Here is a 21,919-nt window from a genome sequence, read left to right on the forward strand (position 1 = left end):
GGAGCAGTACGAGAAACAGATCAAGCAGCTCCAGGAAGCCTATGGAGAAGCGATGCTGGAGCTGCGTGCCAGAAAAAAATTGCAGTCCCTGCTGGGCGAGGACGAGAAGTGATCGAGACGATCCGCCAGGGACTCAAGGAAGAAGGGATCGTCGTCTCGATCAGTCAGCTGTGCCGGTGGTTTGAAGTGCCCCGTCGGACGTTCTACTACCAGTCGGTGAAGTCCCCGCCAAAGGTTCAACCCCGCTTTGCCGAACCGATCAAGGCGATGATCGAGGACAACCCGTCCTTTGGCTACCGGACGGTGGCCCACCTGCTGGGGTTCAACAAGAACACGGTGCAGCGGGTGTTCCAGCTGCGCGGCTGGCAGGTCCGGAAGCGCCCGGTCGGGTTTCGGCCCCGGATCGAAGCTCGGCGCTCAAGGGCATCCCAGCCCAACGAACGGTGGGCGACGGATCTATGCCGTGTTTGGGCGGGACGAGACGGCTGGGCCACACTGGCACTGGTGATCGACTGCTTCAGCCGGGAGTTGCTGGGCTGGCATGTTTCTCGGAGCGGCAAATCCCGCACCGCTGAAAGCGCGCTGGAGCAGGCCCTGATCGCGCGCTTCGGTACGCTGGGACGCGTGAAGGAGCCCTTCCTGCTGCGTTCGGACAACGGCCTGGTCTTCACCAGCCGCAGCTACACGGCGCTGGTCAAAAGCTATGGCCTGAAGCAGGAATTCATCACACCCTACACGCCGCAGCAGAACGGCCTGGTGGAGCGGATGATCCGGACGCTGAAAGAGCAGTGCATCCACCGCCACCGCTTCGAGACTCTGCAGCATGCCAGCCGTGTCATTGGCGACTGGATCCAGTTCTACAACCACCAGCGGCCCCACCAGGCGTTGGATATGAAGACACCCGCTGAGGCATTCGCATTAGCGGCGTGACCTGTGCAGGATTTGCTGGGTCAATACAGGTAACCGGGAAAAACCTGAGGCCCCGAAGGCCGCACCCTGGGGCTGGACGGCCTTTCGGGTCATCCCGCCAGCCCACCCACCCTGTAGGTCGGACTTCAGTCCGACACCCGACGCCGCCGATACCTCCGACAGACAAGGCACGCCCCACGTGAGCAGCACGAGCGCGACAAAGAACTTGTCATGAGGGCTGGTTGGCGATAGGTTTGATTGGCATACGCGGCCGGCGCCGCCGCGAAGCCGATTGCTGGTCGTGGGCGCGCGGGGTGAGGCGTTTCGTCACAAGAAGAATGGACGCCGGCCCGACGCGAAAAGCGATGGGTCACTTTGTCACGAGCTGCAGGTTTGAAGAATCCCGCGTCCTGGGTGCCAGTCATTTGCTACACATTAGGTAGCCCATGAAGATCACCGTGCATCGACAGGCTTGCTGTCCCCAAGATGATCAATGTGGGCCATTGGAGGCTGAATACAGCATTGAACCTGACGCAAGTTTTTCTTCACTCATCCAGGAAATTATCAAGGCTGGCTTCCTGCAGTTTTCGTCTACCCACGATCGCCTCTCCGGAGAGGTTGATAACAAATGGCTAGTCGAGATATCTTCACCTTACGGCCCCAGCGTCAGGCGAACCTGAGTTCGCTGTGGCCTCAGACGCGAGGGTAGCTGATCTGCTCCATGACAAGATTTTGTCTTTTCGCTTTCGGCATGTTTGACGCCCTTCTGTCCGCGCAGCCCGGTGAGCTCCGACGTTAAAGGCCTCCAGTCCATGTCATGTGAGAAGTGCAAAGACCTGTGCGTGCGGTTTGCAATTCGGCAGCCCAATGATTTGCGCCGAGCAATTCAAATCGCGAAGCAGAACTGTGATGACGGCACTATCAGTGAGGTGCCCGAATCTGCCCCAGTTTCGCAAGTCACATTTGCGGCCCTCGCCGAAGGCGCGCATTGGGATGACATTGTTGGCCATCGTTTCCGCTGTAGCGCGTGTGGAGAGTTGTTTTCACTTCATGCCGAGACGTATCACGGCAGCGGAGGCTACTGGGAGCCAGAGAACACAAGGTCGGTTCGTGAAACCCTCTGACCTGGCTCCACCCAGCCCGTAGGTCGGGTTAGCCCGCAGGGCGTAACCCGACGCGCTTCCACAGCAGTCCGTCAGGTTGCGGTTCGGGGCAAGGTGTGAGGAGGCCGCTGAGGCGAGGGCCCGAGCAGGGGACGTCGGGTTACGCCCGAGGGGCTAACCCGACCTACGTGGTTTCCTGCTTTGCGATCCGATTCGCTTTCCCCTCAATCCTTCTTCAACAACCCCGCCAGCCCCGCAAAGGGTGAATGCGTCGCGGCCTTGCCGGGCTGCTTGGCCGTGACGTTGCCTTGGGTGGCTTCGAGTTGGCGCTGGTGTTCGTTGTCGTGGCAATACACGCACAAAAGCTCCCAGTTGCTGCCGTCGGGCGGGTTGTTGTCGTGGTTGTGGTCGCGGTGGTGGACGGTGAGTTCGCGCAGGTTGGTGTGGGTGAAGCTGCGGGCGCAGCGGCCGCAGACCCACGGGTAGATCTTGAGGGCTTTTTCGCGGTAGCCCTCGGCGCGCTTGTCGGCGGCGCGGCGGGCTTCGAGGACGATTCGGTCGAGTTTTTCGCTCATGGCAGGGGATCAGGCGGTGCGGCGGGCGAGGTCGCCGAGGGCGTCGCCAACCACTTCGGCGGCCTTCAGCAGGGTGGCTTCGTCCACGATCAGCGGCGGGGCGAAGCGCAGCACGCTGTCGTGGGTGTCCTTGGTCATCAGGCCGCGGGCGAGCAGCCATTCGGCGGCGGTGCGGGCGGTGACGCGGGTGGTGTCCAGCTCCATGCCGATCAGCAGGCCGCGGCCCCGCACCTGGCGGATCAGCGGGTTGTCGATGGCCTGCAGGCGGGCGAGGAAGATCTCGCCCAGGCGGGCGGCGCGCTCGGCGAGCTTCTCGTCGGCCAGCAGGGCCAGGGCTTCGCAGGCTACCGCGGCGGCGAGCGGGTTGCCGCCGAAGGTGGAGCCGTGGTCGCCGGGGCGGAAGACCTGCATCAGGCGCTCGTCGGCGAGGAAGGCGGCCACCGGCAGCAGGCCGCCGCCGAGGGCCTTGCCAAGGATCACGCCATCCGGGCGCACGCCTTCGTGATCGACGGCCAGCAGCTTGCCGGTGCGGCCGAGGCCGGTCTGGACCTCGTCGGCGATCAGCAGCACGTTGCGGGTGCGGCAGATCTCGGCGCAGCGGGTGAGCCAGCCGGCGGGCGGGATGTTGATGCCGCCTTCGCCCTGGATCGGCTCGAACAGGAAGGCCGCGGTGTTGGGGCCGATGGCGGTTTCGAGGGCGTCGGCGTCGCCGAAGGGGATGGTCTTGAAGCCCGGCGCGAAGGGGCCGAAGCCGGCCCGGTACTGGGTTTCGGACGAGAAGCCGACCACGGTGGTGGTGCGTCCGTGGAAGTTGCCGGCGCACACGATGATCTCGGCCTGGCCTTCGGGCACGCCCTTGATGGTGTGGGCCCACTTGCGGGCGGCCTTGATGGCGGTCTCGACGGCTTCGACGCCGGTATTGACCGGCAGCGCCTGGTCGTAGCCCAGCAGGGCCGACAGGCGCTCGAGCAGCAGGGGCAGGCGGTCGTTGGAGTAGGCGCGGGAGGTGAGAGCGAGGCGGCCGGCCTGTTCGGTGAGGGCGCGCACCAGCCGCGGATGGCTGTGACCGAAGCTCACCGCCGAGTAGGCGCTCATCATGTCGAGGTAGCGGCGGCCTTCCACGTCCCACAGCCACGGTCCTTCGCCGCGGCTGAAGACCACCGGCAGGGGCGCGTAGTTGCGGGCGCCGAAGGTGTCCTCCCGGTAGCGCAGCTGGGAGGTGGTGGGGCCGAGGGCGGCGGCGGCGAGCTCGACGACCCACTGGGCGCCGCTGTTGCAGCGGTCGCGTTCGGGCACGTATTCGACGATCTCCAGGGCGACGAAATCGGCGCAGCTGCGCAGGCCGTGGAGGGTATCCACCAGCTCCTGGGGGTCGAGGCCGTCGGGTTCGAGGCAGGTGGTGGCGGGCAGCTTGGCGCTGTCCATCGAATCCAGATCGACCGACACGCCGAAGCCGGCGGTGCCTTCCCGGGCGATGGTCATGGCGTCGCACATCACCGCGGCGAGGCCCCGGGCGCGCACTTCGGGCATGTAGAAGATCTTCACGCCGAGCTTTTCGAGGAGCTTGGGTTCTTCCGGCTCCCACGAGCGCGCGCCGACGATCACCACGTGGGCGGGGTCGAGGTGCGGGCCGGGCAGGCCGGTGAGGGTTTCGTCGCCGATCCCCAGCAGGGCCGCCAGGGGCATGCCGTGGATGTTGCCGGAGTGGGTGGTCTGGGGGGTGTGGGCGTCCAGGTGGGCGTCCACCCAGATCAGGCCAAGCTTGCCGCGGGGGGCGAGCTGGCGGGCCACGCCGCGCCAGGTGCCGGCGCCGATCACGTGGTCGCCGCCGAGCACCAGCGGGATGGCGTCTTCGGCGCAGATGGCGGCGGTGATGTCGGCCAGATCGTGGAGCAGGTGGCTCACGGTGCCGAGGCGTTCGTGCATCGGCGGGTGGGGCGGCTTGGGGGCGGAGGGTTCGAGCAGGGTCTGCCAGCGGGCGCGGATGCCGCGCTGGTTGAGGCGCGGTTCGATGCAGTAGTCGCGCAGGGCGCGGGGGCCGGCGGCGGGGCCGAAGATCGGCGCGCCGAGGCAGGAGCCGACGCCGACGATACGGACCGGGCGGGAGGGCACGAACGGGGCTGGCATGGTGTTCCTTCGAATGCGGCGGGCGATGCGTGTTTGAGCGCGCCGGCGGGCGTTTGTTCAGCGCCGGCCGGGGAGGCCGGGCGTTGGCCCGGCGGCACCGCGGGCGCCGGGCAGGGGCGGATGGCCGCCGGGTGAGGGTGTCACCGGGCGGTCATGTGTTGTCGGTCGGAATGGTAGCTACCCGATTGTTTCGATTGCTGGAGGATCGGGCGGGGAGACAGAAGTTGTCAGGCAAGCCAGCGCCAGCCTTCGAGGGCGGCGAGGCCGGCGAGCACCAGGCCGGTGGCCATGAGCCAGCGGCGCTGGCGGGTGTTGGCGGCGGCGAGGCGGGCGATCTCGGCGCGGGCGGCGTCGTCGCGCTTCTCGGAGGCCAGCGCCTGATGCACCAGGCGCGGCAGCTGGGGCAGGGTGGCGGCCCAGGCGGGGGCTTCGTCCTTCATGTGACGGACGAGGGCGCGCCAGCCGATCTGGTCGTTCATCCAGCGCTCGAGGAAGGGCTTGGCGGTCTTCCACAGATCGAGATCCGGGTCGAGCTGGCGGCCGAGGCCTTCGATGTTGAGGAGTGTCTTCTGCAGCAGCACCAGCTGGGGCTGGACTTCCATCTCGAAGCGGCGGGCGGTCTGGAACAGGCGCAGCAGCGTCTTGCCGAAGGAGATGTCTTTCAGCGGGCGGTCGAAGATGGGTTCGCACACCGCGCGGATCGCGCCTTCGAACTCGTCGGCGCGGGTGTGGGCGGGCACCCAGCCGGCCTCGATGTGGGCCAGCGCCACGCGTCGGTAATCCCGCTGGAAGAAGGCCAGGAAGTTGGTGGCGAGGTATTTTTTGTCGGTGTCGTTGAGGGTGCCGATGATGCCGAAATCCAGCGCGATGTAGCGCCCGCGGGTGGCGCCTTCGGTGGCGACGAAGATGTTGCCCGGGTGCATGTCGGCATGGAAGAAGCCGTCGCGGAACACCTGGGTGAAGAAGATCTCGACGCCGGCGCGGGACAGCGCCTTGAGATCGATGCCGGCCTTGCGCAGGGTGTCGAGCTGGGAGATGGGGATGCCCTTCATCCGCTCCATCACCATCACGTTGGTGGTGCACCAGTCCCAGTGCACTTCGGGCACCACCAGCAGTTCCGAATCCTTGAAGTTGCGCCGCAGCTGCGAGCAGTTGGCGGCCTCGCGCATCAGGTCGAGCTCGTCGCGCAGATACTTGGAGAACTCGGCGACGACTTCCCGCGGCTTGAGGCGGCGGCCTTCGGGCCAGATTTTTTCGAGGATGGTCGCGGCGGCGTCGAGCAGGGCCAGATCGTGGGCGATCACCGGGGCGATGCCGGGTCGCAGGATCTTGACCGCCACCTCGGTGCCATCGGGCAGCTCGGCAAAATGCACCTGGGCGATGGACGCGGAGGCGATCGGCTGGCGCTCGAAGCGGGCGAAGACCTCGTCGGCGTGCTTGCCGTAGGCGGTTTCGAGCTGGGCCAGGGCTTCTTCGCTGGAAAACGGCGGGACGCGATCCTGCAGGCGGGCGAGCTCTTCGGCGATGGCCGGCGGCAGGAGATCGCGCCGGGTGGACAGCATCTGGCCAAACTTGACGAAGATCGGGCCGAGGGATTCGAGGGCCTGACGCAGGCGGGCGCCCGAGGGCTCGTCGAAACGGCGGCCGAAGCGCAGCGCGCGCGCCAGCCAGGCCAGCCGGCCGGTCGGCTCGCTGGAGAGGATCATCTGGTCGAGGCCGTATTTCAGGCTGACGGAGACGATCTTGACGAGTCGGAAGAGGCGCACGGCGGCAAGTGAAAAGGAAAACGCGGATTGTGCCCCGAAAGCCGGGCCGGCGGAAGCGTGGGCGGGGGCTTCAGCGCCTGATGCGGGGACGCGCTGGCGCAGGGGCAGGCGCGGGCGGCGGGGCGATGGGATGGACCTGCTCGGTGAGCCAGCGCACGGTGCTGCGGATGTCCCGCTTCACGGCTTCGTCCGCAACGCCGAAGCTGACCGTGCCGTCGGACTCGATGGAAAACGGCGGCAGGCGCCATTCCCGCTCGACCACAAAAAGAAAGTCGCCGTCGCGGATGGCCTTCTGGGCCACCACATAACCATAGGGCCGGTCGCCGAAGCGGCTGCAGTAGGCAGTGCGGGTGGAATGGCCGAGGCCGTCGCGGGCGCCGGTGACGAGGCCGCTGGTGGTGAATTCCGGGCAGTGCCGGGCCAGGCCGACGGCGATGTGGCCGAGGTAGGCCTCGGGGCTCATCTCCTGGGCGCCGAAGCGCTGGACGAGCAGGCGGTCGCGGTAGTCCTCGATGCCCTGGCCGCGGGGCACGTATTCCTCGTGGCGGATGCCGTTGCCTTCGCGCAGGTCGATGATCCGCCAGCCTTGGCCGGCCGGTAGCGGCAGGCGCCAGTCGAGGGTGGGCGCGTCGGCAGCGGCGCCCGTCGCCAGCAGCAGGCTGGCGGCGAAAGCCGCGAAGCGGACCGGGATACGACGGGAAAAAGTGCTCACGAGGCAAGTTTGCCACGTAGCAAGCGCTTTGTCGGCGGGCTTAATTCGCACGAAAGTTTGCACGACAGGCGGGACGCCCGGCGCTTGGATATAATCCTGTGCTTTTAGTCGCAGTATTTGCCATGAGCGCCGATCCGAAAACCCAGCTTGCCGACCTCCTGCGTGCCGCCCTCATCAGTGTGGCGCCCGACCAGGCCGAAACCCCGATCAACCTGGAACGTCCGAAGCAGGCCGGTCACGGGGATTTTGCGAGCAACCTGGCGCTGCAACTGGCCAAGCCGCTGAAGCGCAATCCCCGCGAGCTGGCCGCCCTGCTGCTGGCCGAGCTGCCCAAGTCGCCGCTGGTTGCCAAGACCGAAGTGGCCGGCGCCGGCTTCATCAACTTCACCCTCGCCGCTGACGCCAAGACGGCGGTGGTCGGTGCGGTACTCGGCGCCAGCGAAGCCTATGGCCGCGGCGTGAAGTCCGGCGTGAAGGTGCAGGTCGAGTTCGTGTCGGCCAACCCCACCGGTCCGCTCCACGTGGGCCACGGCCGGGGCGCCGCCTATGGCGCGTCGCTCGCCGACGTGCTGGATTTCGCCGGCTTCGACGTGACCCGTGAGTACTACATCAATGACGCCGGCCGGCAGATGGACATCCTCGCGCTGTCCACCTGGCTGCGTTACCTCGATCTCTTCGGCATCGCCATCGCCTTCCCGCCCAACGCCTACCAGGGCGACTACGTGAAGGACATGGCCGCCCAGATCAAGACCGGCCACGCCGACCGCTTCGCCCAGGTTTCCGCCGCCGATGTGCTGGCCGGTGCCCCGTCGGTCGAGGCCGACAAGGAAGGCCACCTGGATGCGCTGATCGCCAACGCCAAGCGCCTGCTCGGGCCGGATTACGCCTGGGTGCATGGCTTCGCGCTCAACGAGCAACTCGGCGACGGCCGCGAGGATCTCAAGGAGTTCGGCGTCACCTTCGACATGTGGTTCTCGGAGCGTTCGCTGTTCGACACCGGCCTCGTCGAGAAGGCCGTGGCCGAGCTCGAAGCCCGCGGTCACCTCTACGAACAGGACGGCGCCAAGTGGTTCCGCTCCACTGCCTTTGGCGACGAGAAGGACCGCGTCGTCCAGCGCGAGAACGGCCTCTACACCTATTTCGCGTCCGACATCGCTTACCACGCCAACAAGTACGAGCGCGGCTTCGACCGCATCATCGACATCTGGGGCGCCGACCACCACGGCTACATCCCCCGCGTGAAGGGCGCGCTCACCGCACTGGGCCTGCCGCCCGAGAAGCTCGACGTGGCGCTGGTGCAGTTTGCGGTGCTGTACCGCGACGGCCAGAAGGCGGCCATGTCCACCCGCTCCGGCGAGTTCGTCACGCTGCGCGAGCTGCGCAACGAAGTGGGTAACGACGCCTGCCGCTTCTTCTACGTGCTGCGCAAGGCCGACCAGCATCTGGATTTCGACCTCGACCTCGCCAAGAGCCAGAGCAACGAGAACCCGGTGTACTACATCCAGTACGCCCACGCCCGCCTGTGCTCGGTGCTGGGCCAGTGGAACGGCGTCCTCGCCGATCTGGCCGACGCCGATCTCGCCCGTCTCGACAACGAGCGCGAGCTCGCCCTGTGCGCCCGCCTCACCGCCTTCCCGGAAGTCGTCCAGAGCGCCGCGTCCGACTACGCGCCGCACCAGATCGCCTTCTACCTGAAGGATCTGGCCGGCGAGTTCCACAGCTACTACAACGCCGAACGGATGCTGGTGGACGACGAGGGGCTCAAGCTGGCCCGTCTGGCCCTGGCTGCCGCGGTGCGTCAGGTGATCCGCAACGGCCTCGCGCTGCTTGGCGTTTCTGCTCCCGATTCGATGTAATCCCGGACTTCTCCATCCATGAGTCGCGATCTCAAGCCACGTCCTCAAGCCAGGAAGCCCAAATCGGGCAGCCGTGGCGGCACCCTTGTCGGCATTTTTGTCGGCCTGATCCTGGGGGCCCTGGTGGCTGCCGGGATCGCGCTGTATTTCACCGCCTCGTCGCCCTTCAGCAAGCCCAAGCCTGCTGACGAGCGGACGGTCGTCGCGCCGCCGGCCAAGCCCCAGGGCAGCGAGCCCATCGCGCTGCCCGGCAAGGCCGGCGACAAGCCTGTCGAGAAGCCCCGCTTCGATTTCTACAACGTGCTGCCCAAGGGTTCGGATGCGCTGCCGGCGCCCACCAAGCCCGAGGAAACCACCGAAGTCGTGAAGACCGACAAGCCCGCCAAGGACAAGTCCGACAAAGCCGACAAGGCCGCCACCACCGACACCGCCAAGGCCGACAAGACCAAGTCCACCGAAGGCATGGACAGCGCCGAGCGCGCCAAGGCCGAGGCGGCGCTGCTCGACAAGCCGGCCCCGGCGCCCGAGAAGTTCTACCTGCAGGCCGGCGCCTTCGAAGACCCGTCCGAAGCGGACAACCTGAAGGCGCGTCTTGCGTTGATGGGGGTGGAGGCCAGCGTCCAGAAGATCGAAGTGCCCGACAAAGGCACGATGCATCGGGTGCGCACCGGCCCCTACCTCGGGCAGGACGTGATGACCAAGGCGCGGGACAACCTCACCGCCAACGGCATCACCACCGCCATCGTGAAGATCAAACCCAAGGAACCAAAGCCGGCCACCGCCGCTCAATGAGTCCTTTGGATCGAAGGAGAAACCCTAATGCAGCGTCGTGACGTCCTCAAACAGCTCTCCGCCCTCGCAGCCCTCGGCGGCCTTGGTCTGCCCGCCTGGTCGCAGGGCAGTGGCAAGGGCTTCGAACTTGTTTCGCCGCCCCAGCCCACCGAGGCCAAGGGGAAGATCGAAGTGCTGGAGTTCTTCCACTACGGCTGCCCCCACTGTCGTTCCTTCGATCCGGTGCTCGACGCCTGGGTCAAGAAGCTGCCGTCCGACGTGGTGTTCACCCGCGTCCCGGTGATGTGGGGCCAGCAGATGCTGGTGGGCCTCGCCCGGCTGTACGCGACGCTCGACGCCACCGGCGATCTGCCGCGCCTGCACGGCCAGATCTTCGACGCCGTCCAGACCGAGAAGCTGCCGCTCAACACCGAAGCCGCTGCCCAGGAATGGGTCGTCAAGAAGGGTGTGGATGCCAAGAAGTTTTCCGACGCGTACCGGGGCTTCACCACCAACGTGCGCGTCAAGCGCTTCGAGGAAATCGCCCGCAACTACAAGATCGACGGCGTTCCGACCCTGGCGATCGACGGCAAGTACTTCACCTCCGGCTCCCTCGCCGGCTCCCACGAGGCGGCGCTCAAGGTGGCGGATCAGCTGATCGCCCGCGCCCGCAGCGAACAGGGCCGCAAGTAAGCCCGCAACGCCGCCTGGCTTCCGGGTCGGGCGGCGTGCTTCCTTTTTCATCCCGTGACCGAACGCGTCTTCATCACCGGTGCCTCCAGCGGCATCGGCGCCGCCCTGGCACGCCACTACGCGGCCCGGGGCGCGGTGCTGGGCCTCGTAGCCCGGCGTCGTGACGCCCTCGCTGCGCTGGTGACGAGCCTGCCCGGCGAGCACGCCATCTACATCGTCGATGTGGCTGACGGCCCGGCCCTGCAGGCTGCGGCGGCGGATTTCGTGGCGCGCATCGGCCTGCCGGACGTGGTGATCGCCAATGCCGGCGTGTCCGTGGGCACGCTCACCGAAGAAGCCGACGACCTGCCCGCCTTTGAGCGGGTGATGCGCACCAACGTGCTGGGCATGGTGGCCACCTTCCAGCCCTTTGCGGCGCCCATGCGGGCCCGTGGCAGCGGGCGGCTGGTGGGCATCGCGTCGGTGGCGGGCATCCGCGGCCTGCCCGGCGCGGGGGCTTACAGCGCCTCCAAGGCCGCGGCGATTGCCTATCTCGAGAGCCTGAGGGTCGAGCTCCACGGCAGCGGCGTGCGGGTGGTGACCATCGCCCCCGGCTACATCGAGACGCCGATGACCGCGGTGAACCGCTACCCGATGCCCTTCATGCTGCCGGTGGATGAAGCCGCCCGGCGCTTCGTGCGGGCCATTGACGCCGGCACCACCTACACGGTGATCCCCTGGCAGATGGGCGTGGTGGCCAGACTGCTGCGCCTCCTGCCCAACGCGGTGTTCGACCGTATCTTCGCCCGCGCCGGCCGCAAGCCGCGCGGGCTCGATCTGTAGCCGGCGCCCTCAGCCGAGCTGGGTGATGGCAGGCAGGTATTTCTTGCCCAGGGCATCGGCCACGATCGGGTGGGTGACGTGGCCGTTGCACACGTTGAGGCCCGCGCGCAGGCCGGCGTCGTCCTTCAGGGCGTCCTTCCAGCCCTTGTCGGCCAGCGCCAGCACGTAGGGCAGGGTGGCCGCGTTGAGGGCGTAGGTGGCGGTGCGGGCCACCGCGCCGGGCATGTTGGCGACGCAGTAGTGCACCACGCCATCCACCACGAAGGTCGGGTCGGCGTGGGTGGTGGGGTGGGATGTCTCGATGCAGCCGCCCTGGTCGATGGCCACGTCGACGATCACCGCACCGGGTTTCATGGTGGCCAGCATCGCGCGGGTGACCAGCTTGGGCGCGGTGGCGCCGGGGATCAGCACCGCGCCGATCACCAGATCGGCATGGGGCAGCACGCTTTCGATGGCGTCACGGGTGGCGTAGAGGGTCTTGACCCGCCCGCCGTACACTTCGTCCAGGTGGCGCAGCACGGCCAGGGATTTATCGACGATGGTCACGTCGGCGCCGATGCCGACGGACGTGTGGGCCGCGTTGTTGCCCACCGTGCCGCCGCCCAGCACGACGACCCGGCCCGGCTCGACGCCGGGCACGCCGCCCAGCAGCACGCCGCGGCCGCCATGGGATTTTTCGAGTGCCGCGGCGCCGGCCTGGATGCTCATCCGCCCCGCCACTTCGGACATCGGCGCCAGTAGCGGCAGGCCGCCGCCGGGTGCGGTGACGGTTTCGTAGGCGATGGCGGTGGCGCCGCTGGCAAGCAGCGCCTCGGCGAGTTCGGGTGCAGGGGCGAGGTGCAGATAGGTGAACAGGATGTGGTGGGGCTTGAGGCGGGCCTGCTCGTCGGGGAGCGGCTCCTTCACCTTGACGATCATCTCGGCGGCCTCGAAGACATCGGCCCCGCTGGCGCTGATGGTGGCGCCGGCGCGTTCGTAATCGGAATCCGTGGCGCCGATGCCGAGCCCGGCGCCGGTCTCGACGAACACCTGGTGGCCATGGGCGACGACCTCCCGGACTGCTCCCGGGGTCAGGCCGACCCGATGTTCATGGTTCTTGGTTTCCTTGGGAACGCCGATTTTCATGATCTTCTCCGTGGCTGGAAGGGTTTGCTTGCTTCAGGTGAGAGTGCGGGCGCGGATGCTTGTTCCACGTACCATCCAATAACGGTGCGGCTCCTGAGATACTTGCGCGATGATGCAGAACAACAATGATGAAGATTTCCTGGTGGACGCAAGCGGCCATCGCCACCAGCCCCATTCGGGCCCGGCGCGGATCGTCTCGCTGGTGCCCTCGCTCACCGAGCTGGTGTGCGATCTGGGGCTGGCCGGGCAACTGGTCGGGCGGACGGGCTTTTGCATCCACCCGCGGGCGATCCTGAAGACCATCCCCAAAGTGGGCGGCACCAAGGACGTGAACCTCGCGCGCCTGCGCGAGCTGGCGCCGACCCACGTGATCGTCAATGTGGACGAAAACCGGCGCGAATGCGTCGAGGAGATCGCCGCCTGCGTGCCCCATGTGATCGTCACCCACCCCTGCACGCCCGAGGACAACCTGCCGGTGTATCGCCTGCTGGGTGGCATCTTTGGCCGTGAGGCCGAGGCTGAGCGGCTGTGCGCCGATCTTGCCGCTGCGCTGGACGACGCGCGGGCCGTGGGCGCCAGCCTGCCGGCCGAGAAGGTGCTCTACCTCATCTGGCGCCAGCCATGGATGACCGTGGCGCGCAGCACCTACATCTCGGCGATGCTGGGGGCGGTGGGCTGGCAGACGGTTCCCGAGGCCGACGAGCCGCGCTATCCGGCCTTCGAATGGGATGCGCCGTGGCTGGCGGGCGTGGCGCGGGTCTTCCTGTCGTCCGAGCCCTATCGCTTTCGCGACAACCATCTGGCCGAGGTGGCCGCCGCGTCGGGGCGTCCGGCGGCGCTGATCGATGGCGAGATGGCCTCGTGGTACGGCAGTCGGGCGGTGGCCGGGCTGCGCTATCTCACCGAGCTGCGCCGCACGCTGGCCGGCGCGCCATGAAAAACGCCCACCGGAGTGGGCGTTTGCGCTGAAGCCGGGGGCGATCAGCTGGGCTGACGCAGCACCTGATGGGGCGCCGGGATCGGCCAGTTGTTGGCGCCGCCCACTTCGGCCAGGGCCTTGTTGGTGTCGAAATACACCTGCCAGTAGTGGTCGTTGTGGCAATAGGGGCGCACCACCAGCTTGGTGCCGGCCGCGTTGAACTCGAGGATCTCGACATCCGGCGCCGGGTCGGTCAGCACGTTGGGGATCTGCTTGATGCGGGCGCGGATGAGCTCCATCGCCTGCTTCGGATCCACGCTGTGGGCCAGCTGGGCGGTCAGGTCCACCCGGCGGGACGGGTTCAGCGTGTAGTTGACGATGTTGTCGGAGAACAGCTTGTTGTTGCCGATGGTCGTCCGCACATTGTCGGGCTGGTCGATGGTGGTGGCGAACAGGCCGATTTCCTTGACGGTGCCGGTGACGCCCGCGCCGCTGATGAAATCACCCACCTTGAACGGGCGCAGGATGATCAGGAATGCGCCGGCAGCGAAGTTGGAGAGCAGGCCGCTCCACGCCACACCGATGGCCACGCCGGCTGCGGCGATGAGGGCCGCGAAGCTGGTGGTCTCGATGCCGAACACCGACAGGATCACGATGACCAGCACGATGCGCATGACCACCCGCAGGGTGGCCTCGACGTAGCGGACCAGGGTGGGCTCGACCTTCTGGCGGGTCATGCCGCGGTTGGACAGGTTGCCGATGATGTTGATCAGCCAGCCGCCGATGATCCAGAGGGCGACGGCACCGGCAAGTTTCCAGCCGAGGGGAATGAGGTAGGTGGTGATCAGGTTGCCAACGTCGAAAGACATTTCAGTGGCCATGGCGTGCTCCGTCATGAGGGTTGAGTCCCCAGTCTATCCAGACTGGGTGTCCGGGGTTGCCATGATATGTGAATTGTTGTGTCAATGTGCAAGGCTCTGTGATGTGGTGGGCTTTACGCCAGCTGGATTTGCAGCTTTTCGGGCGTGAGGATGGCGAAACGCGCGGCGATGACCGGGCGTTTGCCGAGCTTGAGCACCAGTTTGTCGCGGGTCAGGAGCGCCCGGGCGCTGCTGTCGCGGGCGAGCTCGAGGAACTTCTGGTCGTCCCGGTCGAGGCAGTTGGGCAGTTCGCAGGCGGGCGGGGCGACCGGTTCGACGAGCGTGCAGCGGGCCCGGTAGGTGGCGGCGATCTCGGCCTGGCGTTCGGGGCTCTGGGCAAACTGCGGGTAGGCGAGCACGCGGGCGAGTTCGCCCAGGCAGTCTTCCCGGCTGAGGGGGCGGAGCGCGCCGCTCTCGACGGCCGCGCGCAGGCGCACGAGGGCGGGATCTTCGAACATCCACAGGGACAACACCACGTTGGTGTCGAGGACGACGGGCAGGCCGTGGGGGAGCGGGGTTTCGAGCGGGTAGGTGGCCACGGTTGGTGAAGTGGGGCGATTGAGGCTGAGGCGGAAAAAGGAAAAGGGGGCCGAGGCCCCCTTTCTTCATGCAGGCTGCCGATGGATCAGGCGGCCTTCTTCTTGGCGTCGAGACGGGCCTTGACGAAGGAGCCCGGTGCATCTTCGAGCACCTTGAACTTGCCGTTGAGCGGATCGCGGGCCGGAACCTTGCTGCTGTCCTGGGCCATCAGCCAGGCCTGCCAGTCCGTCCACCAGGAGCCCGGGTGCTGCTCGGCGCCGTTGAAGAACTCGTCGGCGGTGGCGGGCAGCTTGGCGGCCGGGTTGGTCCAGTAGCCATACTTGTTGGCTGCTGGCGGGTTGACGATGCCGGCGATGTGGCCGGAGCCGCCCAGCACGAAGCGCACGTTGCCGCCGAAGTTGCGGGCACCGGAGTAGGTGCTCTTCCACGGGGCGATGTGGTCTTCGATGGTGGAGATGAAGTAGGTCGGGACCTTGATCTTGGACAGATCGATGGGCACGCCTGCGATCTCGATGCCACCCGGCTCCTTGAGGAGGTTGTTCAGGTACATGTTGCGCAGGTAGAAGCTGTGCATCTTCGCCGGCATGCGGGTGGAATCGGAGTTCCAGTACAGCAGGTCGAAGGGGAACGGATCCTTGCCCATCAGGTAGTTGTTCACCACGAAGGACCAGATCAGGTCGTTGGCGCGCAGCATGTTGAAGGTGCCGGCCATTTCGGAGCCTTCGAGGTAGCCGCGCTCGAACATCTTCTTCTCGAGGCTGGAGATCTGGCCTTCGTCGAGGAAGACGGACAGTTCGCCCGGATCGGCGAAGTCGGTCATGGTGGTGAAGAAGGTGCCGGACGCCAGGCGCTTGTCCTTCTTGGCGGCCATGTAGGCCAGGGTGGTGGCGAGCAGCGTGCCGCCCAGACAGTAGCCGGCGGCGTTGATTTCCTTGGCGCCGGTCTGTTCGACGATGGCGTCGACGGCGGCCAGGGTGCCTTCGAGCAGGTAGGCGTCGAAGCTCTTCTCGGCCAGGCGCTCATCCGGGTTGACCCAGGAGATCACGAACACGGTGTGGCCCTGATCGACGCACCACTTGATGTAGGAGTTCTTCTCGCGCAGGTCGAGGATGTAGAACTTGTTGATCCAGGGCGGGACGATCAGCAGCGGGCGCTTGGACACGTCCGGGGTGGTCGGGGTGTACTGCAGCAACTGCATCATCTCGGTCTGGAAGACGACCTTGCCCGGCGTGGTGGCCACGTTGCGGCCCAGCTCGAAGGCGGTGGTGTCGGTCATCTTGACGCGCAGGTTGCCGTCGCCTTCTTCCACGTCGCGCAGCAGGTTGTTGAGGCCCTTGATGAGGTTCTGGCCGTGGCTCTTGACGGTCTCGCGGAAGACTTCCGGGTTGGTCAGGGCAAAGTTGGACGGCGACAGGGCGTCGATGTACTGGCGGGTGTAGAAGTTGACCTTCTTCTGGGTCTGATCGTCCAGGCCATCCACGCCGGAGACGGTGTCGTGGATGTGGCGGGCGGTGATCAGGTAGGACTGCTTGATGAAGTCGAACAGGAAGTGCTCCTGCCATTCTTCATCCTTGAAGCGCTTGTCGTCCTTGGCGGGGGCGGCGACCGGGGCGCTGGGCGCCATGCCGGTGAAACGCATCATGGAGTGCTGCCACAGGGAGAAGTAATCCCAGACGAGATTCATCTGAGCCTGGGCCAGACGGTACGGGTTGGCCAGCAGCTTGCCCATCATGTCCATGAAGGCCTGGGCGATGCCCAGCTCGTCGGTGGGGGCGGACATGCCCTTCTGGACCTGCTTCTGGATGTGGTCGGCCAGCAGCTTGGAAGCGCGCTGGGCGACTTCGGCGTAGGTCTTGGCGACTTCCTTCGGGTCCGGCAGTTCGGACTTGGCGACTTCTTTTTCTGGCGCAGCCATTGTTGGGCACTCCTTGTTAGATGCTTTTGACGAAACGAACCACCCCATCGTCTCCGACCCGGCCTACCAGCTCGCCCTTGTGTTCGAGGTGGTTCAGGTGGGCGATGGCCTCCCCCATTGCAAACATGACCTGATGCGTATCCAGCTCGCGCGGGAAGAGGGTCGCAAGAATCTCTTCCGCACTGCGGGGATCGGTGCATGCAGCAAGCAGTTCCGCGCAGCGGTCGTCGTGGTGCTGGACGAGCTGATCAACCCGGAGGGCGATGCCGCGGAACGGCCTCCCGTGGGATGGTAGCACGAGCGACGTGTCTGGCAACTGCTTGAAAGCGCTGATCGAATCGAGGAAGCGGCCGAGCGGGTCGTCATGTGGCGTCGCAGCAAAAACGCTGACGTTGGTGGAGATCCGGGGCAGCAGCATGTCGCCCGAAATCAGCACGCCGATGGCCTCGCAGTAGAGGGAGACGTGCTCGGGTGCGTGGCCGTAGCCGACGATGACCTGCCACTTCTGACCGCCGATCGAGAGCGTGTCGCCGTCGATGAGGCGCTGGTAGGTGGCGGGCAGCGACGGCACGCCGCGGGCGTAGGCATTGCCCCGGCCCGAGAGTGCAGCGGCGCGGTCGTCGTCGAGGCCGTGGTGGCGGAAGTGGGCCACCATCGAGGTGACGTCGTAGCCGGTGAGCTGGTGCCACAGGGCGTAGCCGCCGAGGTACTCGCCCTGGGACATCACCACGCCGGCGCCGGTCTTGTCGGAGAGCCAGCGGGCGAGGCCCAGGTGATCCGGGTGGCAGTGGGTGACGATGATCCGCGTCACCGGCTTGCCGAGGCGGGCGAGGATGGTCTCCCAGGCGTCGCGGGTGGCGTCGAGGGCGTAGCCGGTATCGACGATCGCCACGCCTTCGCCGTCCTTGATGAGCCACAGGTTGATGTGGTCGAGGGCGAAGGGCAGCGGCATGCGGATCCAGGACACGCCGGGGGCGACCTCGCGGGTCTCGCCGGCCTCCGGCACGCTGTCGAAGGGGTATTCGAGGGTCGGGGTGCTCATTGCTGCTGTTCTCCTGGAAATCCGTCGGCCGCGTTGTCCGGCCTCGGGAAATCTGATTTACTGATTCGATGATCGAGGAAACAACCTACACCATCGGTGATCTGGCCCGCGAGTTCGGGATTACCCCGCGTGCCATCCGCTTTTACGAGGACGAAGGCCTGCTCGCGCCCGTCCGTGCCGGCCGCAACCGCATCTACAACAAGCGCCACCGCACCCGTCTGGGCCTTATCCTGCGCGGCAAGCGGCTCGGCCTGTCGCTGGCCGAGATCGGCGAGCTGCTCGGCATGTACGACGGCCTGCGCGATTCGGCCCCGCAGCTGCGCCGCCTGCTGGTGGTGCTGGCCGAGCGTCGGCGGGCCCTCGAGCAGCAGCGCGAGGACATCGCCGCGGTGCTCGGCGAGATCGACATCCTCGAGAAGCAGTGCGCCGAACAGCTGGCCGAGAACCCGGAAGGCGCTGCCGCCGCCCACGCCGCGCTGGCCGCCCGTCTGGGCGAAGGCGCTTGATCTTTTTTACCACCAAAATTACGTTTACGTAAACGTAATTCAAGGCGCCGGCACAGGCCGTGCCAATAAAAGGAGACAAGCCATGACCCGCCCGCCCCTGGAGCCCTTCCGCCCCCGCGACCCGAACTACGCCGCCCGCGTCCGGGCGAGCTTCGACCTGCAGCACGCGATGGCGCTGATCGGCGCGAAGATGGCGGTGGTCGAGCCCGGCTACGCCGAGATCCACCTGCCGTACAGGGAGGGCATCACCCAGCAGCATGGCTTCATCCACGGCGGGGTGGTGGGGATGATCGCCGACTCGGCGGCCGGCTACGCTGCCAACACGCTCACCCCGGCCGACGCCAGCGTGCTGACGGTGGAGTACAAGATCAACCTGATCGCCCCCGCGGACGGCGAGCGGCTGGTGGCCCGGGGCGAGGTGATCCGCCCGGGGCGCACGCTGATCATCACCAAGGCCGAAGTCTTTGCGGTGAAGGCCGAGGAGTGGACGCTCTGCGCCGTGATGCAGCAGACGATCATGGTCATGCACGGCCGTCAGGAAAAGCCTGCCTGAAAGGGCTTCGTGCACAAAAAGGCGTGGTCCGGCCCATGCCCGGGGGTGAAACGGCCGGCCTGAACGAGTATCCTGCTGGGTTGTTTCGACTTGTGATGGAATTGATCGATGGCCGTTACCCTTCGCATCCTCAGTGCCGATGACCACGCCGAGATCGAGCATGTCCGCCAGTTTTTCCGCAACTACGCCGCCTGGCTGGGCGTAGATCTCGGTTTCCAGAATTTCGGGGAGGAAATGGCCTCCCTGCCCGGCGCCTATGCCGCGCCCGCAGGGCGGCTGTTCTTTGCCGAGCTCGACGGCAAGCCCGCCGGCTGTGTGGGCATCCGCCCCTCCACCGAAGGCATCTGCGAGATGAAGCGGCTCTACGTGGAGCCCGAGGCGCGTGGCGCCGGAGTCGGCCGGGAGCTCGCGCTGGCCGCCATCAAGGCCGCCAAGGTGCTGGGCTACCGCAGGGTGATGCTCGACACCCTGCCGGCCATGCGCATCGCCGTGAAGCTCTACCGGGAGCTGGGTTTCAAGGAGGCGCCGGCCTACTACCCGACCCCCGTGGAAGGCACGATGTTCCTCTCCCTCGACCTGGAAAACTGGTCTGAGAGCGAAGTGCAGAACGAAAACCTTTTCCACCTCTTCGACTTCAATCTGGCCTGGGCGCGGCGCATGCGTCAGGTCGATCCGGGCTACTTCGAGAAGCTCTCCACCCTGCAGGCGCCCGAGTTCCTGTGGATCGGCTGTTCCGATTCCCGCGTGCCGGCCAACGAGATCATCGGCCTGATGCCGGGCGAGGTCTTCGTCCACCGCAACGTGGCCAACGTGGTGGTGCACACCGACCTCAACTGTCTGTCGGTGATCCAGTTTGCGGTGGATGTGTTGAAGGTGAAGCACATCATGGTCGTCGGCCACTACGGCTGCGGCGGCGTGCGCGCGGCGCTGCAGCGGGATCGCGTCGGGCTGGTCGATCTGTGGTTGCGTCACGTGCAGGATGTTCACGTGAAGCACGTCAGCCGCGTCGATCTGCTGCCGCCCGAGATGCGCCACGACCGCCTGTGCGAGCTCAACACCATCGAGCAGGTGGTCAACGTCTGCCAGACCATCGTCGTCCAGGATGCCTGGAAGCGGGGTCAGCGGCTCACGGTGCATGGCTGGGTGTATGGCCTCAAGGACGGCCTGATCCGCGACCTGGGCATCAACGTGAGCCGGCGCGAGGATCTCATGCCCCGTTACCTGGGTGCCCTCGAGGCCCTGGAAAGCTGATACCGGAGACCCGTGATGGCCGAACCCCGGCTCGCCGAAGGCATCGACCTCGATTTCCTCAACGCCCGGGGTGCGGGCCATCTGCCGGGCTGGTTCGGCTTCGAGGCCGTGACCCTCGAACCGGGGCGCATGGGTTCGCGGATGCTGATCCGCCCCGAGATGCTGGCCCCCAACGGCTATCTCCACGCCGCGACGATCATCGCCATGGCCGACAGCGCGGCGGGCTACGCCACCCGCGCCCACCTGCCTGAAGGCGCCAAGAGCTTCACCACCATCGAGCTGAAGACCAACTTCTTCGGCACCCAGACCGACGGCGTGCTCCTGTGCAACACCACGGCGGTGCACATCGGGCGAAACACCCAGGTGTGGGATTCCGAAGTCACCAGCGGCGGCTGCGGCCGGCGGCTGGCGCTGTTCCGCTGCACCCAGCTGATCCTGTGGCCCAAGACCCCCTGACGGAGACCGACCCATGACCGAACCCCGGCGCAGCACTGCCCCCATCGACTTCTATTTCGATTTCTCGTCGCCCTACGGCTACTTCGCCGCCGAGAAGATCGACGCCCTGGCCGAACGCTTCGGGCGCACGGTGCTGTGGCATCCCTTCCTGCTGGGGGTTACCTTCAAGGTCACCGGCCTCGCGCCGCTGCCGTCGATCCCGCTCAAGGGCGCCTACTCGATGCACGACATCGAGCGCTCGGCGCGCTACTTCGGCCTGCCCTTCAAGCAGCCCAGCACCTTCCCGATCCCCACCCAGCACGCCGCGCGGGCCTTTCTGTGGATCAACGACCGCAGCCCGCAAAAGGCGCGGGCCTTTGGCCTCGCCGCCTACCGGGCGTATTTCGTCAATGACGTGAATATCTCCGATCTCGGCGCGGTGCTCGACATCGCCGCCGGGCAGGGCATCGACCGGGACGAGCTCTCGGCGGTGCTCTCCGGCACCGAGATCAAGGCGCGGCTCGCCGCCGAGGTGGATCTGGGGCTGTCGCGCGGGGTGTTCGGCTCGCCCTTCATCATCGTCGACGGCGAAGCCTTCTGGGGGGCCGACCGGCTGCCCCAGGTGGAGCGCTGGCTGGCCGAAGGCGGGTTCTGAGCGGCCGGTCGTCGGAGCGACACGCAATGTGATGCCCTTCGGTCGCCCGGCATGGATAATGCGGGCTGACCGACCCAACCGGCATCACAGAAAAATCGCCTCCCGGAGACCCGCATGTCCGCCCCCATCGACTTCTATTTCGATTTCTCCTCGCCCTACGGCTATATGGCTTCCGAGCGGATCGACGAGCTCGCCGCCCGCCACGGGCGTGCCGTGATGTGGCACGCCATCGTCCTCGATGCGCAGTTCCAGCCCCAGGGCGGCATGAAGATCCCGGCCGGCCTGATGCGCACCGAGTACGTGCAGCGCGACACCGAGCGCACCGCCGCCTTCTTCGGCATCCCCTTCAAGCAGCCCAGCCCCTACCCGGCGCACACCGAACATGCCGCCCGCGCCTTCCAGTGGCTGTCCGACCGCGACCCCGAAGAGGCCCGCGCCTTCGCCCACGCGGTGTTCCGCGCCTACTTCGTCGATGGCCGCAACATCGCCGAGACCAGCGTCCTCCTCGACATCGCCGACGCCCTCAAGATCAATCGGGAGGAAGTCGCCGACGCCTTCTCCGATCCGGCCACCAAGGCCCGCCTGAAGGCCGAGATCGATCTGGCCGAAGCCCGCGGCGTGTTCGGTTCGCCCTACTTCATCGTCGAAGGTGAAGGCTTCTGGGGCAACGACCGCCTCCCGCAGCTCGAGCGCTGGCTCGAAAAAGGCCCCTTCTGACGGAGCG

The 21,919-nt window shown here is 66.6% G+C and carries 21 protein-coding genes; 12 read left to right on the forward strand and 9 right to left on the reverse strand.

Annotated features, from left to right (window positions below; translation table 11 throughout):
* The first annotated feature begins 108 nt into the window (after nucleotides 1–108).
* Nucleotides 109–930, forward strand: coding sequence for an IS3 family transposase (locus tag Q0672_RS13460; protein ID WP_298622966.1), 822 nt, complete (start codon nucleotides 109–111; stop codon nucleotides 928–930).
* A 1,306-nt stretch (nucleotides 931–2,236) separates the two neighbouring features.
* On the opposite strand, the gene Q0672_RS13465 is transcribed toward Q0672_RS13460, so the two are convergent.
* The 4 genes from Q0672_RS13465 to Q0672_RS13480 form a co-directional block, all read right to left on the reverse strand.
* Nucleotides 2,237–2,587, reverse strand: a complete 351-nt coding sequence (locus Q0672_RS13465) for a YajD family HNH nuclease (protein ID WP_298622969.1) — start codon at nucleotides 2,585–2,587, stop codon at nucleotides 2,237–2,239.
* Nucleotides 2,588–2,596: 9 nt separating this feature from the next.
* A complete protein-coding gene (gene rocD / locus Q0672_RS13470) occupies nucleotides 2,597–4,714 on the reverse strand; it encodes an ornithine--oxo-acid transaminase (RefSeq protein WP_298622971.1) in 2,118 nt (705 codons plus the stop codon).
* Nucleotides 4,715–4,941: 227 nt separating this feature from the next.
* Nucleotides 4,942–6,480, reverse strand: a complete 1,539-nt coding sequence (gene ubiB / locus Q0672_RS13475) for a ubiquinone biosynthesis regulatory protein kinase UbiB (protein ID WP_298622972.1) — start codon at nucleotides 6,478–6,480, stop codon at nucleotides 4,942–4,944.
* Between the two features lie 70 nt (nucleotides 6,481–6,550).
* Complete coding sequence (locus Q0672_RS13480; RefSeq protein ID WP_298622974.1) at nucleotides 6,551–7,192, reverse strand: hypothetical protein; 642 nt, start codon at nucleotides 7,190–7,192, stop codon at nucleotides 6,551–6,553.
* A gap of 122 nt (nucleotides 7,193–7,314) precedes the next feature.
* Here Q0672_RS13480 and argS point away from each other — a divergent pair, with 122 nt between their 5' ends.
* From argS to Q0672_RS13500, 4 genes are read left to right on the forward strand one after another with little or no spacing between them, the layout of a single operon-like run.
* On the forward strand, nucleotides 7,315–9,048 hold the full coding sequence (gene argS / locus Q0672_RS13485; RefSeq protein WP_298622976.1) for an arginine--tRNA ligase: 1,734 nt from the start codon (nucleotides 7,315–7,317) through the stop codon (nucleotides 9,046–9,048).
* Between the two features lie 18 nt (nucleotides 9,049–9,066).
* Nucleotides 9,067–9,840, forward strand: a complete 774-nt coding sequence (locus tag Q0672_RS13490) for an SPOR domain-containing protein (RefSeq protein ID WP_298622978.1) — start codon at nucleotides 9,067–9,069, stop codon at nucleotides 9,838–9,840.
* A 27-nt stretch (nucleotides 9,841–9,867) separates the two neighbouring features.
* Nucleotides 9,868–10,512: a thiol:disulfide interchange protein DsbA/DsbL gene (locus Q0672_RS13495; RefSeq protein ID WP_298622980.1), complete on the forward strand. Its 645-nt coding sequence runs from the start codon at nucleotides 9,868–9,870 to the stop codon at nucleotides 10,510–10,512.
* 54 nt (nucleotides 10,513–10,566) lie between these two features.
* On the forward strand, nucleotides 10,567–11,334 hold the full coding sequence (locus Q0672_RS13500) for an SDR family oxidoreductase (RefSeq protein ID WP_298622982.1): 768 nt from the start codon (nucleotides 10,567–10,569) through the stop codon (nucleotides 11,332–11,334).
* Between the two features lie 9 nt (nucleotides 11,335–11,343).
* On the opposite strand, the gene ald is transcribed toward Q0672_RS13500, so the two are convergent.
* Nucleotides 11,344–12,459, reverse strand: coding sequence for an alanine dehydrogenase (gene ald, locus Q0672_RS13505; RefSeq protein WP_298622984.1), 1,116 nt, complete (start codon nucleotides 12,457–12,459; stop codon nucleotides 11,344–11,346).
* Between the two features lie 109 nt (nucleotides 12,460–12,568).
* Between ald and Q0672_RS13510 the strand changes: the two genes are divergently transcribed.
* Nucleotides 12,569–13,396, forward strand: coding sequence for a helical backbone metal receptor (locus tag Q0672_RS13510; RefSeq protein WP_298622986.1), 828 nt, complete (start codon nucleotides 12,569–12,571; stop codon nucleotides 13,394–13,396).
* A 44-nt stretch (nucleotides 13,397–13,440) separates the two neighbouring features.
* On the opposite strand, the gene Q0672_RS13515 is transcribed toward Q0672_RS13510, so the two are convergent.
* The 4 genes from Q0672_RS13515 to Q0672_RS13530 all read right to left on the reverse strand — a co-directional run bounded on the left by Q0672_RS13515 (nucleotide 13,441) and on the right by Q0672_RS13530 (nucleotide 17,795).
* The gene (locus tag Q0672_RS13515) at nucleotides 13,441–14,247 is read right to left on the reverse strand and encodes a mechanosensitive ion channel family protein (protein WP_153160778.1); all 807 of its coding nucleotides are present in this window, start codon (nucleotides 14,245–14,247) and stop codon (nucleotides 13,441–13,443) included.
* Nucleotides 14,248–14,372: 125 nt separating this feature from the next.
* On the reverse strand, nucleotides 14,373–14,837 hold the full coding sequence (locus tag Q0672_RS13520; RefSeq protein WP_298622987.1) for a putative toxin-antitoxin system toxin component, PIN family: 465 nt from the start codon (nucleotides 14,835–14,837) through the stop codon (nucleotides 14,373–14,375).
* A gap of 86 nt (nucleotides 14,838–14,923) precedes the next feature.
* Nucleotides 14,924–16,753 carry a class I poly(R)-hydroxyalkanoic acid synthase gene (locus Q0672_RS13525; RefSeq protein ID WP_153160777.1) on the reverse strand — a complete coding sequence of 610 codons (1,830 nt, stop codon included), beginning with the start codon at nucleotides 16,751–16,753 and terminating at the stop codon, nucleotides 14,924–14,926.
* A 16-nt stretch (nucleotides 16,754–16,769) separates the two neighbouring features.
* Entirely contained in the window at nucleotides 16,770–17,795 is a 1,026-nt protein-coding gene (locus Q0672_RS13530) for an MBL fold metallo-hydrolase (protein WP_298622988.1), read from the reverse strand.
* Nucleotides 17,796–17,863: 68 nt separating this feature from the next.
* Between Q0672_RS13530 and Q0672_RS13535 the strand changes: the two genes are divergently transcribed.
* From Q0672_RS13535 to Q0672_RS13560, 6 genes are all read left to right on the forward strand, one after another.
* Complete coding sequence (locus Q0672_RS13535) at nucleotides 17,864–18,301, forward strand: MerR family DNA-binding transcriptional regulator (protein WP_153160775.1); 438 nt, start codon at nucleotides 17,864–17,866, stop codon at nucleotides 18,299–18,301.
* A gap of 82 nt (nucleotides 18,302–18,383) precedes the next feature.
* Nucleotides 18,384–18,854: a PaaI family thioesterase gene (locus tag Q0672_RS13540; RefSeq protein WP_298622989.1), complete on the forward strand. Its 471-nt coding sequence runs from the start codon at nucleotides 18,384–18,386 to the stop codon at nucleotides 18,852–18,854.
* A gap of 108 nt (nucleotides 18,855–18,962) precedes the next feature.
* The gene (can, locus tag Q0672_RS13545; protein ID WP_298622990.1) at nucleotides 18,963–20,105 is read left to right on the forward strand and encodes a carbonate dehydratase; all 1,143 of its coding nucleotides are present in this window, start codon (nucleotides 18,963–18,965) and stop codon (nucleotides 20,103–20,105) included.
* 15 nt (nucleotides 20,106–20,120) lie between these two features.
* The gene (locus Q0672_RS13550; RefSeq protein ID WP_153160772.1) at nucleotides 20,121–20,561 is read left to right on the forward strand and encodes a PaaI family thioesterase; all 441 of its coding nucleotides are present in this window, start codon (nucleotides 20,121–20,123) and stop codon (nucleotides 20,559–20,561) included.
* A gap of 13 nt (nucleotides 20,562–20,574) precedes the next feature.
* Entirely contained in the window at nucleotides 20,575–21,195 is a 621-nt protein-coding gene (locus Q0672_RS13555) for a 2-hydroxychromene-2-carboxylate isomerase (protein WP_298622991.1), read from the forward strand.
* Between the two features lie 114 nt (nucleotides 21,196–21,309).
* On the forward strand, nucleotides 21,310–21,912 hold the full coding sequence (locus tag Q0672_RS13560) for a 2-hydroxychromene-2-carboxylate isomerase (protein WP_298622992.1): 603 nt from the start codon (nucleotides 21,310–21,312) through the stop codon (nucleotides 21,910–21,912).
* Nucleotides 21,913–21,919: the final 7 nt, after the last annotated feature.

It is taken from the genome of uncultured Zoogloea sp. (assembly GCF_937894855.1).
Taxonomy (GTDB): Bacteria; Pseudomonadota; Gammaproteobacteria; order Burkholderiales; family Rhodocyclaceae; genus Zoogloea; species Zoogloea oryzae.

Bases quoted from the DNA above. Each gene is read 5' to 3' on its own strand.
- can (WP_298622990.1), top strand. From the start codon at position 18,963: ATGGCCGTTACCCTTCGCATCCTCAGTGCCGATGACCACGCCGAGATC.
- Q0672_RS13510 (WP_298622986.1), top strand. From the start codon at position 12,569: ATGATGCAGAACAACAATGATGAAGATTTCCTGGTGGACGCAAGCGGC.
- Q0672_RS13550 (WP_153160772.1), top strand. From the start codon at position 20,121: ATGGCCGAACCCCGGCTCGCCGAAGGCATCGACCTCGATTTCCTCAAC.
- Q0672_RS13515 (WP_153160778.1), bottom strand. From the start codon at position 14,247: ATGTCTTTCGACGTTGGCAACCTGATCACCACCTACCTCATTCCCCTC.
- rocD (WP_298622971.1), bottom strand. From the start codon at position 4,714: ATGCCAGCCCCGTTCGTGCCCTCCCGCCCGGTCCGTATCGTCGGCGTC.
- Q0672_RS13530 (WP_298622988.1), bottom strand. From the start codon at position 17,795: ATGAGCACCCCGACCCTCGAATACCCCTTCGACAGCGTGCCGGAGGCC.
- Q0672_RS13495 (WP_298622980.1), top strand. From the start codon at position 9,868: ATGCAGCGTCGTGACGTCCTCAAACAGCTCTCCGCCCTCGCAGCCCTC.
- Q0672_RS13555 (WP_298622991.1), top strand. From the start codon at position 20,575: ATGACCGAACCCCGGCGCAGCACTGCCCCCATCGACTTCTATTTCGAT.
- Q0672_RS13525 (WP_153160777.1), bottom strand. From the start codon at position 16,753: ATGGCTGCGCCAGAAAAAGAAGTCGCCAAGTCCGAACTGCCGGACCCG.
- ald (WP_298622984.1), bottom strand. From the start codon at position 12,459: ATGAAAATCGGCGTTCCCAAGGAAACCAAGAACCATGAACATCGGGTC.
- Q0672_RS13540 (WP_298622989.1), top strand. From the start codon at position 18,384: ATGACCCGCCCGCCCCTGGAGCCCTTCCGCCCCCGCGACCCGAACTAC.
- Q0672_RS13560 (WP_298622992.1), top strand. From the start codon at position 21,310: ATGTCCGCCCCCATCGACTTCTATTTCGATTTCTCCTCGCCCTACGGC.
- Q0672_RS13465 (WP_298622969.1), bottom strand. From the start codon at position 2,587: ATGAGCGAAAAACTCGACCGAATCGTCCTCGAAGCCCGCCGCGCCGCC.
- argS (WP_298622976.1), top strand. From the start codon at position 7,315: ATGAGCGCCGATCCGAAAACCCAGCTTGCCGACCTCCTGCGTGCCGCC.
- Q0672_RS13535 (WP_153160775.1), top strand. From the start codon at position 17,864: ATGATCGAGGAAACAACCTACACCATCGGTGATCTGGCCCGCGAGTTC.
- Q0672_RS13490 (WP_298622978.1), top strand. From the start codon at position 9,067: ATGAGTCGCGATCTCAAGCCACGTCCTCAAGCCAGGAAGCCCAAATCG.